The sequence below is a fragment of the Streptomyces sp. NPDC032822 genome (assembly GCF_055578825.1).
On record NZ_JBVIOL010000006.1, the window covers coordinates 1 to 12,930 of the forward strand.

Below are 12,930 nucleotides of genomic sequence, written 5' to 3' on the forward strand. Positions count from 1 at the left end.
TTGCGTTTCCGACTCTACCAGACCGTTTTCCGATCCGATTTCCTCGGTGCTTTCCAGGTTCCCGCTTCCGCGTTTCCCTTTCCGGCGATTCCGACATTATCAGAAGTTTTAAGCCGGACTGACCGGCCGTCTGTTTCCGATTCATCGGGAAGAGGCTTCTTTGAAATCAACGTTTCTTAGAAGCAGGTAGATACTAACTGTCGCCGAGCCAAGATGAAAACCGAGCTCCAGGCAACTGTTCGAATCTACCTCCCCGCAAGCTCCGTGTCAACGACTCTTGTTGGGGCGAAGGAGACAGTAGCAGCTCAGCGAGGGTGCACGCACATCAGGCAGCGGTGGGGACGGTGGCACTGCGCTCGGCTGCCTCGACATCGCCGGTCTCGCCTGCGCGGGCCGCACGACCGCCCAGGACATAGACGTATGCGAGGAATGCCAGTTCGGCGGTGATGCCGATGCCGATGCGGGCCCAGGTGGGGAGACCGGAGGGGGTGACGAAGCCTTCGATGGCGCCTGAGACGAAGAGGACCAGCGCGAGGCCTATCGCCATGCCTACGGCCGCTCGGCCCTCCTCGGCCAGTGCCGAGCGGCGGGAGCGTGGGCCGGGGTCGATCACCGTCCAGCCCAGACGCAGTCCGGTGCCGGCGGCGACGAAGACGGCGGTGAGTTCGAGCAGACCGTGCGGAAGGATCAGGCCGAGGAAGGTGTCGAGGCGGCCGGCCGAGGACATCAGGCCGAACCCGATACCGAGGTTGAGCATGTTCTGGAACAGGATCCACAGGACCGGGAGGCCCAGGAAGACACCCAGGACCAGGCACATGGCCGCGGCCTGGGCGTTGTTCGTCCAGACCTGGGCGGCGAAGGAGGTCGCCGGGTGGGTGGAGTAGTACGCCTCGTACTGGCCGCCGGGGCGGGTGAGCTCGCGCAGCTCGGTGGGTGCCGCGATGGACGCCTGCACTTCGGGATGCGTACCGATCCACCAGCCCAGGAGAGCCGCTACAGCCGTGGACAGGAGCGCTGTGGGCACCCACCAGTGGCGCGACCTGTAGACCGCGGCGGGAAAGCTGTGCGACAGGAAGCGGGTGACGTCACGCCACGAGGCACGCCGGGTGCCTGTCACCGCACTACGCGCGCGGGCCACCAGTTGACTGAGCCGACCGGTCAGTTGCGGATCGGGGGCACTGGACTGGATCAGGGACAGGTGGGTGGCGGTGCGTTGGTAGAGAGCGACGAGTTCGTCGGCCTCGGCACCCGTCAGGCGGCGCTGACGCCGGAGCAGCGCGTCGAGACGGTCCCATTCGGCTCGGTGGGCGGTGACGAAGACGTCGAGGTCCATCGGTCTGCCTGCTCCTAGGCTGGTCGTCGGCGGTTCGTCATGGAGGTCAGCTTGTCGTACCGGGGCGCGATGCGCTCTCAGCTTGGCAGACTGGACGTTCTTGGGGCAGGTCAGGGGAAGGACGGCGGGCTGACGTGAGTGAACTGGTGACGGGGGAGGCGGTGGCGCTTGAGCTGCGCCCCGCGAAGTTGCCCAGCAGAGCCTTGGCCGTGCTGATCGATCTGGCGTTGGCCGTGACCGCCTACGTCGTCGTGACCATAGCTGTGGTGGCTTCCACCGCTTCCCTGGACGAGGCGGCACAGGTCGCGTTGTCGATCGCCGCGTTCCTTCTCGTCCTGGTGGGGGCGCCCATCGCGGTCGAGACGCTCAGTCATGGGCGCTCGCTCGGGAAGCTGGCGTGCGGGCTGCGTGTGGTGCGGGACGACGGCGGGCCGATCCGGTTCCGGCATGCGTTGGTGCGGGGCGCGGTGGGTGCGGTCGAGATTCTGATGATGTTCGGAGTCGTGGCCTGCATCGCGTCCCTCGTCTCGGCGCGGGGGCGTCGGCTCGGTGACGTGTTCGCGGGGACCCTGGTCGTACGGGAGCGGGTGCCGGCCGGGCGGACGGGTTTCGTGCCGCCGCCTCCACCCTGGCTGGCCGGGCGCTTCTCGGCGCTTGATCTGTCGGCGGTCCCGGACGGCTTGTGGCTTGCGATCCGCCAGTACCTGACGCGCATGCAGCAGTTGGATCCGCAGGTCGGCTGGGCGATGGCGGAGCGGCTCGCCGCCGACCTCACCGCTTGTACGGGGACTCCCGCACCGCAGGGCGTGCCGTCGGCCGCGTTTCTGGCGGCGGTGGTGCAGGAGCGACAGGCACGGGAGGTCCGGCGCTCCTTCGGGACCGGTGCGGCACCGGGCGGAGGACCGGTCGGTGCGGGGTACGCGGGTGGCGTTCCGGGCGGTGCCGGTGCGTTCGGTGCCGGTGGTCCGCAGCATGCGCCTGGTGTGCAGGGTGCGCCTGGTGTGCAGGGTGGGCCCGGTGCGTACGGGGCTCCGGTGGCGCAGCCCGCGGCGGGAGCCGCTCAGCCCGTCACGCCCGGGGCGTGGAGCACGCCGGCAGGGGGCGGGGGAACCTCGGAACCGCCGCGTGAGACGCCGTCGGCCGATCGTCCCGGTACCGGGTTCGCGCCGCCCGCCTGACCTGCTGGGAGGGGCGGTTGGGGTCGGCCTACTCGCCGTCATGACGGACTCGGCGGTTCGTGTCCCCGGTCAAGCAGGCGCCGACGGCGGGGACTCGAGGTCTTCGAGCTCGATTCCAGGTGCCGCGAGCACCACGTCGCCGGCGATGTGGATCGTGTGCTGCTCCCCCGTGTCCAGGGCTGTGACCTGGTATTCGTCCACGGTCAGGGGGCCGCTGTCAGTGCCGTGTGCTTCTCTTTTCAGCAGGGCCCAGGACTGGTCCACGGTGCGCGGCGCGAGGACCGGATCCGTGAAAGCGACGAGGCGTACGCGGGTTGCTGTGGCGGAGGGGGTGAGGCGGAGGAGACGGGTGGTGGCGACGAGGAACGCGGGAGAGGTGCCGGTGAAGGCGTGGGCGGGGACGTTGCCTTCCGTGGCCTCGGTTCCGGTGGGGTCCGTGCGGACCCAGGTGACGCCGTCGAGGGCGGCGCCGCGGACCTGCCAGCTCGCGGCATGCAGTTCGAGACGGATGGGGCGGCCCAGTTCGTCGAGGGTGAGGTCGACGGAGCCACTGTGATCGCCCGCGGGGGTGGTCAGTTGGGAGACGTAACGCCAGCCGGAGGGGCCGGGGGCGCAGTGGAAGTGCTCTTCTGCGAGGGGGGTGTGATCGTGCGGATCGTGGAGCGAATAGCGGCCGCGGGGCATGGAGGTCCTGGTCCTGGGGCTTGACGGGGCTGGTCCGGCCTCGGCGGCCAAAGGGGCAGGCCCCCGGCACGGGGGTGCGGGGGCCTGCCTCTGAGGACCTGCTGGTGCGGGAGCGCGTCCGTGCACGGACGTGCTCCTCGCGAGCCGGGGTGCGGCTCAGTAGCGGTAGTGGTCCGACTTGTACGGGCCGTCGACCTCCACGCCGATGTACGAGGCCTGCTCGGGGCGGAGCTGGGTCAGCTTCACGCCGAGCGCGTCCAGGTGCAGGCGGGCGACCTTCTCGTCGAGGTGCTTGGGCAGCACGTAGACATCGGTCGGGTACTCGCTCTGCTTGGTGAACAGCTCGATCTGGGCCAGGGTCTGGTCCGCGAAGGAGTTGGACATCACGAAGGACGGGTGACCGGTGGCGTTGCCCAGGTTCAGCAGGCGGCCCTCGGAGAGGACGATGAGCACCTTGCCGTCGGGGAACTTCCAGGTGTGGACCTGCGGCTTGACCTCGTCCTTGACGATGCCGGGGATCTTGGCGAGGCCGGCCATGTCGATCTCGTTGTCGAAGTGACCGATGTTGCCGACGATCGCCTGGTGCTTCATCTTGGCCATGTCCGAGGCCATGATGATGTCCTTGTTGCCGGTCGTGGTGACGAAGATGTCCGCCTTGTCCACGACCTCGTCGAGGGTCGTGACCTGGAAGCCGTCCATCGCCGCCTGCAGCGCGCAGATCGGGTCGATCTCGGTGATGATCACGCGGGCGCCCTGTCCGCGCAGGGACTCCGCGCAGCCCTTGCCCACGTCGCCGTAGCCGAAGACGACCGCGGTCTTGCCGCCGATGAGGACGTCGGTGGCGCGGTTGATGCCGTCGATCAGGGAGTGGCGGCAGCCGTACTTGTTGTCGAACTTCGACTTGGTGACGGCGTCGTTGACGTTGATCGCCGGGAACAGGAGGACGCCATCGCGCTGCATCTCGTACAGGCGGTGGACGCCGGTCGTGGTCTCCTCGGTCACGCCGCGGATCTCGGAGGCCAGCTGGGTCCACTTCTGGGAGCCGTCCGAGATGGTGCGGTTCAGGAGTTCGAGGATGACGCGGTGCTCGTCGTTCTCGGCGGTGTCGACCGAGGGGACCTTGCCGTCCTTCTCGTACTCGACGCCCTTGTGGACGAGGAGGGTGGCGTCACCACCGTCGTCGAGGATCATGTTCGGGCCGCCGGTGGGGGTGTTCGGCCAGGTCAGCGCCTGCTCCGTGCACCACCAGTACTCCTCCAGGGTCTCGCCCTTCCAGGCGAAGACCGGGACGCCCTGCGGGTTGTCCGGCGTGCCGTTCGGGCCGACGGCGATGGCGGCGGCCGCGTGGTCCTGGGTGGAGAAGATGTTGCAGGACACCCAGCGGACCTCGGCGCCCAGGGCGACCAGGGTCTCGATCAGGACAGCGGTCTGCACGGTCATGTGCAGCGAGCCCATGATGCGGGCGCCGGCCAGCGGCTGGGCGGCGGCGAACTCCCTGCGGATCGACATCAGGCCGGGCATCTCGTGCTCGGCGAGAGTGATCTCCTTGCGGCCGAACTCGGCCAGGGAGAGATCGGCGACCTTGAAGTCCTGTCGGTTGTCGACAGTCGTCATTACGAGATGCTCCTCGGGGTTGGGGCGAGGTGGGTACGGCTGGTCTGCGCGGCGGCGGACACAGGGGTGCCCGAAGAGGACACAGGCATGCCCGGTGCGCGCAGCGCAGTCCGTCGGAGGCCCTCTCTCCCTCGGCCGATCCGCGGTGGGACCGCCCGACCGCCATCAGCAGCGACGTCTGGCTCCCACCCAAGCTACACCGGTGGGCCCGGCCGTCCCCAGTCCGCATCCGAACACATCGAGTCGATCACGCGAAGTCGTCGGTGGCGGAGGCGGGCGGCCGGGACAGCGATAACAGGACACCTACGAACGGGAGGACAGGAGCCAACAGACCGGAACAATCAGGCACTTTCACACCTATGCGCCGGAGAGCGGGTGTTGCAGGATGCGAGGAGATCGGAACCTCTGATCGATCCTGCGGGGCGTCCGGGACGACGTTCCGCGTGACAAAGGCGTTAGGAGATCGACGTGACCAGTCCGGCCGGCCCTCCCCCCACGGGTGGCGGCGAAGGCGAGCACAGGCGGTTGAAGCTGCTCGCGGTGACCGCGTGCCCGACCGGCATCGCGCACACGTACATGGCGGCGGAGAAACTCGCACAGGCCGCCGAGAGCCGCGGTATCGACATGAAGGTGGAGACTCAGGGTTCCATCGGGGCCGAAAACATCCTGGATGACAACGATGTCAGCACCGCGGACGGCGTCATCGTCGCCGCGGACAAGGACGTGGACCTGAGCCGTTTCGTGGGCAAGCGGGTCCTCACGGTCGGGGTGGCCGAGGGCATTCGGCACCCCGAACGGCTGATCGAGCGGGTGCAGTCGGCGCCCGTACACACCGCGGCCGGCGCGGCCGGGCCCGCCGCCGAGGGCGGCGGCAAGGAGCGGAGCGTCGCGTACAAGGCACTGATGAACGGGGTCAGTTACATGATCCCGTTCGTGGTGGTCGGCGGGTTGCTGATCGCCATCTCGCTGTCGCTCGGCGGGCACACCGATCCCTCCGGGGGTCTCGTCATCCCGAAGGACTCCTTCTGGATGGACGTGAACAACATCGGTGTCATCGGCTTCACGCTGATGGTGCCGATCCTGTCCGGATACATCGCCTACGCCATCGGGGACCGGCCCGCGCTCGTGCCGGGCATGATCGGCGGCTGGATCGCCAACACCGGTTCGCTGTACGACTCGAAGGCGGGCGCCGGTTTCATCGGGGCGATCGTGACCGGGTTCCTCGCCGGGTATCTGGTGGTGTGGATCAAGAAGGTCGAGGTCCCGAAGTTCGCGCGGCCGATCATGCCGATCATCGTGATCCCGATCGTGGCGACCACGGCGCTCGGTCTGTTCTTCGTCTACGTCATCGGGAAGCCGATCGCGTGGGTCTTCGAGCACCTGACGGACTGGCTCAGCGGGATGACGGGCACCAGCGCGATCCTGCTGGGCGCGATTCTCGGGTTGATGATCGCGTTCGACATGGGCGGGCCGGTCAACAAGACGGCGTTCCTGTTCGGCGCCGGGCTCATCGCGACCGGCAACCAGACCGTCATGGGCATGTGCGCCGCCGCGATCCCGGTGATGCCGCTGGGCCAGGGCCTGGCCACGCTGATACGCAAGCGGCTGTACACCGAGCAGGAGCGGGAGACCGGTCTCGCCTCGCTGTTCATGGGCTGCTTCGGCATCTCCGAGGGGGCGATCCCGTTCGCGGCGTCGCGGCCCGCCCAGGTCATCCCGGCCAACATGCTGGGCGGGGCGGTGGCCGGTGCGGTCGCCGGAGTCGCCGGTGTGGAGGACGCGGTGCCGCACGGCGGGCCGATCGTGGCGGTGCTGGGTGCGGTGAGCGGTGTGCCGATGTTCTTCGTTGCCGTGGTGATCGGCACGGTGGTCACCGCCCTGACGACGGTGGCGTTGGTCGACATCGGCGAGCGGAGGCGGCGCGGTGGGTCGGTCGTCGGCGGGGGTGCGTCGGGGGCCGAGCCCGCGTTGGTCGGGGTGGGCGCGGGTGCGAGTCCGGGTGCGGGTTCTGTCGTAGCGCGGCAGGCCGTGGCCGGGACCGCGACCGGGGCCGCGGCGTCGAGTGTCGGTGCTCCCCCGGCGACGGTGGGTGCATCGGCCGGATCCGACGCCGCCGACGGCGCTGCCGATACCGACAGCGGCGAAGGCTCCGGCTCCGGCGGCACGGTTCTCTCCGGTTACCTGACCGAGCGGACCGTGAAGGTCTCGCTCGGTGCGCGTGACAAGGAGGCCGCCATCCGGGAGATGGCGGTACTGCTCGCGCGGAGCGGCAAGGTGGCCGACGGGGACGAGCTGGTACGGACGGCGTTGCGGCGGGAGGAGCAGGGCACGACCGGGCTCGGGGAGGAGATCGCGATCCCCCATGCCAAGACGGACGCGGTGACCGCGCCCGTCGTCGGGTTCGCGCGGTCCGCCGAGGGGGTCGAGTGGGGCTCCCCGGACGGGACGAAGGCCAGGCTGGTCTTCATGATCGCCGTACCGGAGGCCGCCGCGGGCGACGAGCATCTGCGGATTCTGGCGCTGCTGTCGCGGAAGTTGATGGACGCCGGGTTCCGTGAGCGGCTGACGGCGGCCGACGACGAGGGCGCCGTGCTCGGCGTGCTGGGCGAGATCCGGTAGACACCGACGGGGTCCACCGAGCTACTCGGTGGACCCCGTTGCCGTACGGAAGATCAGTGGCCGGTGTCGTGCGGTGTCGTGGGTCCGCCGGGGGCCGCCTCGCGGTCGGCGCCCTTGGCGGCCTCGGTCTCGCTGTAGATGTCCGGTTCGAGGTAGATGACGCGGGCGATCGGGACGGCCTCGCGGATGCGGGACTCGGCCGCGTTGATGGCGTTGGCGACCTCGGTGGCCGTGTCGTCGTGCTGGACGGCGATCTTGGCGGCGACCAGGAGTTCCTCGGGGCCGAGGTGGAGCGTGCGCATGTGGATGATGCCGGTGACGGTGTCGCCGTCGACGACGGCGGCCTCGATCTTCTTGACGTCCTCGATGCCGGCGGCCTCGCCCAGGAGGAGGGACTTGGTCTCGGCGGCCAGGACCAGCGCGATGAGGATGAGGAGGATGCCGATGCAGAGGGTGCCGATGCCGTCCCAGACGCCGTCGCCGGTCGCCAGGGCGATACCCACGCCGCCGAGGGCCAGGATCAGGCCGACGAGCGCGCCCAGGTCCTCTAGGAGGACCACGGGCAGTTCGGGGGCCTTGGCGTGCCGGACGAACTCCTTCCACGACCTCCCGGCGCGGAGCGGGTTGGACTCCCTGATGGCCGTACGGAAGGAGAAGCTCTCGGCGATGATCGCGAACACCAGGACGCCCACCGGCCAGTACCAGTGCTCGATCTCGTGCGGGTGCTTGATCTTCTCGTAGCCCTCGTAGATCGCGAACATGCCACCGACCGAGAAGAGGACGATGGAGACGAGGAAGGCGTAGATGTAGCGCTCTCGGCCGTAGCCGAAGGGGTGTTGCGGGGTGGCCTCGCGTTGGGCCTTCTTGCCGCCGACCAGGAGCAGGCCCTGGTTGCCGGAGTCAGCGAGCGAGTGCACGGACTCGGCGAGCATCGACGACGATCCGCTGAAGAGGAACGCCACGAACTTCGCTGCCGCGATCGCGAGGTTGGCGGCGAGTGCCGCCACGATCGCCTTGGTGCCGCCTGACGCGCTCATGTGTTCGCGTTGTCCCTTCGTACGCCGTCCCGGGCTTTGCCCGTCCTTTGCGGTGGGCCATTGTTGCAGCCCGGGACGACAATGGTGTGCGAGGGCGCCGAGTGGTGGCCTCAGACGACGACGGTCGCCCGGAAGACGGTGCCGGTACCGGACACTTCGGCCTTTTCTCCCGCCGGTACGAACACGGACCGGCCGGGGGCGAGTTCGATGTCCCCGGCGCGGACCGTGCCCGCGGTGCAGAGCAGGATCTGCGGGGTCGGGCGGGTGAGGTCGTGGGCGGCGGCGCCCGCCGGGAGGACGTACCGGGAGAGCCGGAACTCGTCGATCGGGGTCTCGTAGACCTCTTCGCCGTCGGGGGACGCCTCCGGGCGCAGTACGCCCGGGTCGCCGGCCTCGAAGCGGACGATGCGCAGGAGTTCGGGGACGTCGACGTGCTTGGGGGTCAGGCCGCAGCGCAGGACGTTGTCGGAGTTGGCCATGATCTCGACGCCGAGGCCGTTCAGGTAGGCGTGCGGGATGCCGGCGCCGAGGAACAGGGCCTCGCCGGGCTGGAGTCGGACGTGGTTGAGGAGCATCGCGGCGATGACGCCGGGGTCGCCCGGGTAGTGGTGGGCGATGTCCGCGTAGGGCGCGTGGTCGCCGCCGAGGCGGGTGCAGGCGGTCGCGGCCTCGGTGACCGTGCGGGTCATCTCCTCGGGGTCCGCGGTGAGGATCGCGGTGAGGACCTCGCGCAGGGCCGCCTCTTCGGGCTGGGCGTGCAGCAGGTCGACGTACGGCTTGAGGGAGTCGACGCCGAGGCGGTCGAGGAGGTCGGCGGCCTCGGCCGGGGCGCGGAAGCCGCAGAGGCCGTCGAACTCGGTGAGCGCGCAGATGAGTTCGGGCTTGTGGTTGGCGTCCTTGTAGTTGCGGTGTCCGGCGTCCACCGGGATGCCTCGGCGCTCCTCGTCCTCGTAGCCCTCCTTCGCCTGGGCGAGGTCGGGGTGCACCTGGAGGGAGAGCGGGGCGCCGGCGGCGAGGATCTTGAGGAGGAAGGGCAGGCGGGGACCGAACTTCGCGACGGCGGGTGCGCCCAACTCCCTTTCCGGGTCGGCTCCGACGACCTCGACGAGGGTGCCGCGGGCGGTGCGCGAGGGTGCGCCCGGGTGGGCGCCCATCCACATCTCCGCCTGTGGTTCGCCGGTCGGCTCGGTGCCGAGCAGGGCGGGGAGGGCGGTGGGGGAACCCCAGGCGTAGGGGCGGACGGTGTTGTCGAGGCGGTCCATGCTGGGTCTCTGTTCTCCGTACGTGCGCCGCTCGGCGGGCGCTGGTCACATAGAGCGGGCGGCGCGGGTGACGTGGTGGCGCTGATCGCCGTCCGGGGGTCGCGGGTGGCGATCGGTGGTGCGGGGGTCACGGATGCGCGGGTGGTGCGTGCGGGTCAAGGTCATGCCCTTGATGCGAGCGCCAGGTAAACGGCGGCGAAATCCGTGACGGCGATCAGTTCCGCGAGGGTCTCCAGTTCGCCGCCGGGTTCCGGCTCCAGTTCGCTGATCGGCGTGTCGTGGCTGAGGGCCAGGTCACGGGCGCCGGGGGCGGCACTGAGGCCGCCCAGGGGGCGGTCGCGGAGCAGCACCACGCGTGCGTGCAGGGCGGGCGCCTCCGCCACGCGGTCGCGGAAGAAGTCGTCCGGGTCGGCGCTCGCGGCGAGCCGGCCGGCCAGCAGGGCGCTGTGCGCGGCGAGTGCCTCGGGCAGTTCGGCGACGACGGCCGGGCTGCCGGAGAGCTCGGCGAGGGCGGCGGCGAACCGGCGGCCGGCGGGGCCCGCGGAGACGCCCTCGGTCCAGATCACCGGGAGGGCGTCGGAGAGTTCGGAGGCCAGCGTCTTGGCCGGGTTGCTGTAGGTCGCGATGGCGGGCCCGCAGCGCTCGGCGATCAGGTCGAGGCGGTCGGCGACCTTCTCCAGGACGTCCGGTGGGGCGACGAGCACGCCGGTGCGGTCGAGGAGCGCGAGGAGCGGCGTGAGCAGCGCCCACAGCACGCCGGGGGCGGAGGCGGCGAGGGGTTCGTCCTGGTCGTACGGGGCGGTCGCCATGGCGACGAAGAGGCCGTGGGCGCCGCTGACCGCCTCGGCGAGCGGGGAGCGGGCCGGAGCCACGGCGGCGACGGCGCAGCCGCGACGGTAGGCCTGTTCGGCGAGCAGGGACAGGCCCGGCTCGCTGCCGTCGGGGGTGGCGATCAGGAGCAGGTCCACGGAGCCGGCCCAGCCGGGCAGTTCCCAGCGCAGGGCGCCGGCGGCGGGGGCCACGCCGGTGGGGGCCAGGCGGATGACGGGACTGCCGGCGCCCGCGAGTGCGCCGAGGAGGTCGGCGGTGTGGGTGGCGGCGGCGCCGGGGCCCGCGATGAGGACGGCGCGGGGGCGGCCGTCGGGCTTGAGGTCCTGCACGCCGGCCTCGGCTGCGTGGCGGGCCGCGGTGCGGACGCGGACGCCGGCTTCGGCGGCGCCGCGGAGCAGGCCGCGGTGGTCGGCCTCCGAGAGTGCCTCGGGGGTGTCGAGCAGCGATTCGTCGAGCATGGGAGGCAGCCTCCGGTCGCCGGGTTCGTCGGATGCGCGGGGTTCCGGTCGCCAGGTCGCGCTTACGCGGGGCGGCGGGCCTCGTCGACGAGGAGGACGGGGATGCCGTCGCGGACGGGGTACGCCAGGCCGCAGTCCTGGCCGGTGCAGACCAGCTCGGTGTCCTGCTCCTCCAGAGGGGCGTGACAGGCCGGGCAGGCGAGGATCTCCAGGAGGCCGGCTTCGAGCGGCATGGGGGTGTCCCTTCGGGGGATGCGGGTGTACGTGTGCCTGTGCGGATGTGCCTGGTCAGGGTACCGCCGGTGGGGGTGGGGTGTGAGGGTTGCGCTGATCGGCGTCGGGGGGTGACAGCGGGTGACGGGCGTGGGGGTGGCCCTGGTGGATTCGCCCCCGCCGCCCCTTCCCGTCCCGTCCCTGGGGGCCGCCGCCCCCAGACCCCCGCTTCGGCCCCGAAAGGGCCTCGTCCTCAAACGCCGGACGGGCTGAAAGGAGTGCGGGTGGGCCGGAAGCGTCAGCCTCGGATGATTTCCAGTACCTCGTCCCGGACCTTCGCCATCGTCGTCTCGTCTCTCGCCTCCGCGTTCAGGCGGAGCAGGGGCTCGGTGTTGGAGGGGCGGACGTTGAACCACCAGTCGGCGGCGGTGACGGTGAGGCCGTCGAGTTCGTCGAGGGTGATGCCGTCCCGGCCCTCGTAGGCGGCTCTGACGGCGGCCAGGCGGCCGGTCTGGTCGGCGACGGTGGAGTTGATCTCGCCGGACCCCGCGTAGCGGTCGTACTGGGCGACCAGGGCCGAGAGCGGGCTGTCCTGGCCGCCGAGGGTGGCGAGGACGTGCAGGGCGGCGAGCATGCCCGTGTCGGCGTTCCAGAAGTCCGCGAAGTAGTAGTGCGCGGAGTGTTCGCCGCCGAAGATCGCGCCGGTCCTGGCCATCTCGGCCTTGATGAAGGAGTGGCCCACGCGGGTGCGGACCGGTGTGCCGCCGTTCTCCTTCACGACCTCCGGGACCGACCAGGACGTGATCAGGTTGTGGATGACCACGCCCTTGCCGCCGTGCCTGGCCAGCTCGCGCGCGGCGACCAGGGCGGTGATCGCGGACGGGGAGACCGGGTCGCCGTGCTCGTCGACGACGAAGCAGCGGTCGGCGTCGCCGTCGAAGGCGATGCCGAGGTCCGCGTCCTCCTCGCGGACGCGCTTCTGGAGGTCCACGATGTTGGCCGGGTCGAGGGGATTGGCCTCGTGGTTGGGGAAGGTGCCGTCCAGTTCGAAGTACATGGGGACGACGTCCAGGGGCAGGCCCTCGAAGACGGTCGGGACGGTGTGGCCGCCCATGCCGTTGCCCGCGTCGACGACGACCTTGAGGGGGCGGATCGAGGTGAGGTCGACGAGGGAGCGGAGGTGGGCCGCGTAGTCCGTCAGGGTGTCGCGCCCGGTGATCGTGCCCGTGGTGGCCGCGGGGGCCGGGGCGCCCGAGTCGCTCCACTCCTCGACGAGTTCGCGGATGTCGGTGAGGCCGGTGTCCTGGCCGACCGGGGCGGCGCCCGCGCGGCACATCTTGATGCCGTTGTACTGGGCCGGGTTGTGCGAGGCCGTGAACATCGCGCCCGGCAGGTCCAGCGCGCCTGAGGCGTAGTACAGCTGGTCGGTGGAGCAGAGGCCGATCTCGGTCACGTCGACGCCCTGCGCTGCCGCCCCGCGCGCGAAGGCCCGCGACAGGCCGGGGGACGAAGGCCGCATGTCGTGTCCGGTCACGATCGCGCTCGCGCCGGTCAGCCGGGCGAAGGCGGCCCCGAAGAGCTCGGCCAGGGTCTCGTCCCACTGGTCGGGGACGACCCCGCGCACGTCGTACGCCTTCACCAACTGTGACAGATCTGCGGTCACGGCCACCCCTTCTGGAAGTCCTGTCGGTCGCCTCAAAC

Annotated in this window: 11 protein-coding genes; 3 read left to right on the forward strand and 8 right to left on the reverse strand. The window is 70.5% G+C overall.

Annotated features, from left to right (window positions below):
* The coding region (locus tag ACZ5VD_RS18080) for a hypothetical protein (RefSeq protein ID WP_468682692.1) at window positions 1-180 on the forward strand (180 nt) is incomplete at its 5' end.
* Window positions 181-325: 145 nt separating this feature from the next.
* On the opposite strand, the gene ACZ5VD_RS18085 is transcribed toward ACZ5VD_RS18080, so the two are convergent.
* Window positions 326-1,333, reverse strand: coding sequence for a stage II sporulation protein M (locus ACZ5VD_RS18085; protein WP_468682693.1), 1,008 nt, complete (start codon window positions 1,331-1,333; stop codon window positions 326-328).
* 134 nt (window positions 1,334-1,467) lie between these two features.
* Between ACZ5VD_RS18085 and ACZ5VD_RS18090 the strand changes: the two genes are divergently transcribed.
* Window positions 1,468-2,511: an RDD family protein gene (locus ACZ5VD_RS18090; protein ID WP_468548779.1), complete on the forward strand. Its 1,044-nt coding sequence runs from the start codon at window positions 1,468-1,470 to the stop codon at window positions 2,509-2,511.
* A gap of 69 nt (window positions 2,512-2,580) precedes the next feature.
* On the opposite strand, the gene ACZ5VD_RS18095 is transcribed toward ACZ5VD_RS18090, so the two are convergent.
* Both ACZ5VD_RS18095 and ahcY read right to left on the reverse strand, forming a co-directional pair.
* Window positions 2,581-3,195, reverse strand: a complete 615-nt coding sequence (locus ACZ5VD_RS18095) for a hypothetical protein (RefSeq protein ID WP_468548780.1) — start codon at window positions 3,193-3,195, stop codon at window positions 2,581-2,583.
* Between the two features lie 156 nt (window positions 3,196-3,351).
* Window positions 3,352-4,809, reverse strand: a complete 1,458-nt coding sequence (gene ahcY, locus ACZ5VD_RS18100) for an adenosylhomocysteinase (protein ID WP_468548781.1) — start codon at window positions 4,807-4,809, stop codon at window positions 3,352-3,354.
* 468 nt (window positions 4,810-5,277) lie between these two features.
* Here ahcY and ACZ5VD_RS18105 point away from each other — a divergent pair, with 468 nt between their 5' ends.
* Window positions 5,278-7,428 carry a fructose-specific PTS transporter subunit EIIC gene (locus ACZ5VD_RS18105; RefSeq protein ID WP_468682694.1) on the forward strand — a complete coding sequence of 717 codons (2,151 nt, stop codon included), beginning with the start codon at window positions 5,278-5,280 and terminating at the stop codon, window positions 7,426-7,428.
* Between the two features lie 53 nt (window positions 7,429-7,481).
* Here ACZ5VD_RS18105 and ACZ5VD_RS18110 read toward each other — a convergent pair whose 3' ends face one another.
* The 5 genes from ACZ5VD_RS18110 to ACZ5VD_RS18130 all read right to left on the reverse strand — a co-directional run bounded on the left by ACZ5VD_RS18110 (window position 7,482) and on the right by ACZ5VD_RS18130 (window position 12,892).
* On the reverse strand, window positions 7,482-8,465 hold the full coding sequence (locus tag ACZ5VD_RS18110) for a cation diffusion facilitator family transporter (RefSeq protein ID WP_468682695.1): 984 nt from the start codon (window positions 8,463-8,465) through the stop codon (window positions 7,482-7,484).
* 110 nt (window positions 8,466-8,575) lie between these two features.
* Window positions 8,576-9,727: a mannose-6-phosphate isomerase, class I gene (manA, locus tag ACZ5VD_RS18115; RefSeq protein WP_468682696.1), complete on the reverse strand. Its 1,152-nt coding sequence runs from the start codon at window positions 9,725-9,727 to the stop codon at window positions 8,576-8,578.
* A gap of 161 nt (window positions 9,728-9,888) precedes the next feature.
* Window positions 9,889-11,016, reverse strand: coding sequence for an SIS domain-containing protein (locus tag ACZ5VD_RS18120; RefSeq protein ID WP_468682697.1), 1,128 nt, complete (start codon window positions 11,014-11,016; stop codon window positions 9,889-9,891).
* Window positions 11,017-11,078: 62 nt separating this feature from the next.
* Entirely contained in the window at window positions 11,079-11,249 is a 171-nt protein-coding gene (locus ACZ5VD_RS18125; RefSeq protein ID WP_078883827.1) for a Trm112 family protein, read from the reverse strand.
* Window positions 11,250-11,527: 278 nt separating this feature from the next.
* Window positions 11,528-12,892, reverse strand: a complete 1,365-nt coding sequence (locus ACZ5VD_RS18130; RefSeq protein WP_468682698.1) for a phosphomannomutase/phosphoglucomutase — start codon at window positions 12,890-12,892, stop codon at window positions 11,528-11,530.
* Window positions 12,893-12,930 lie beyond the last annotated feature (38 nt).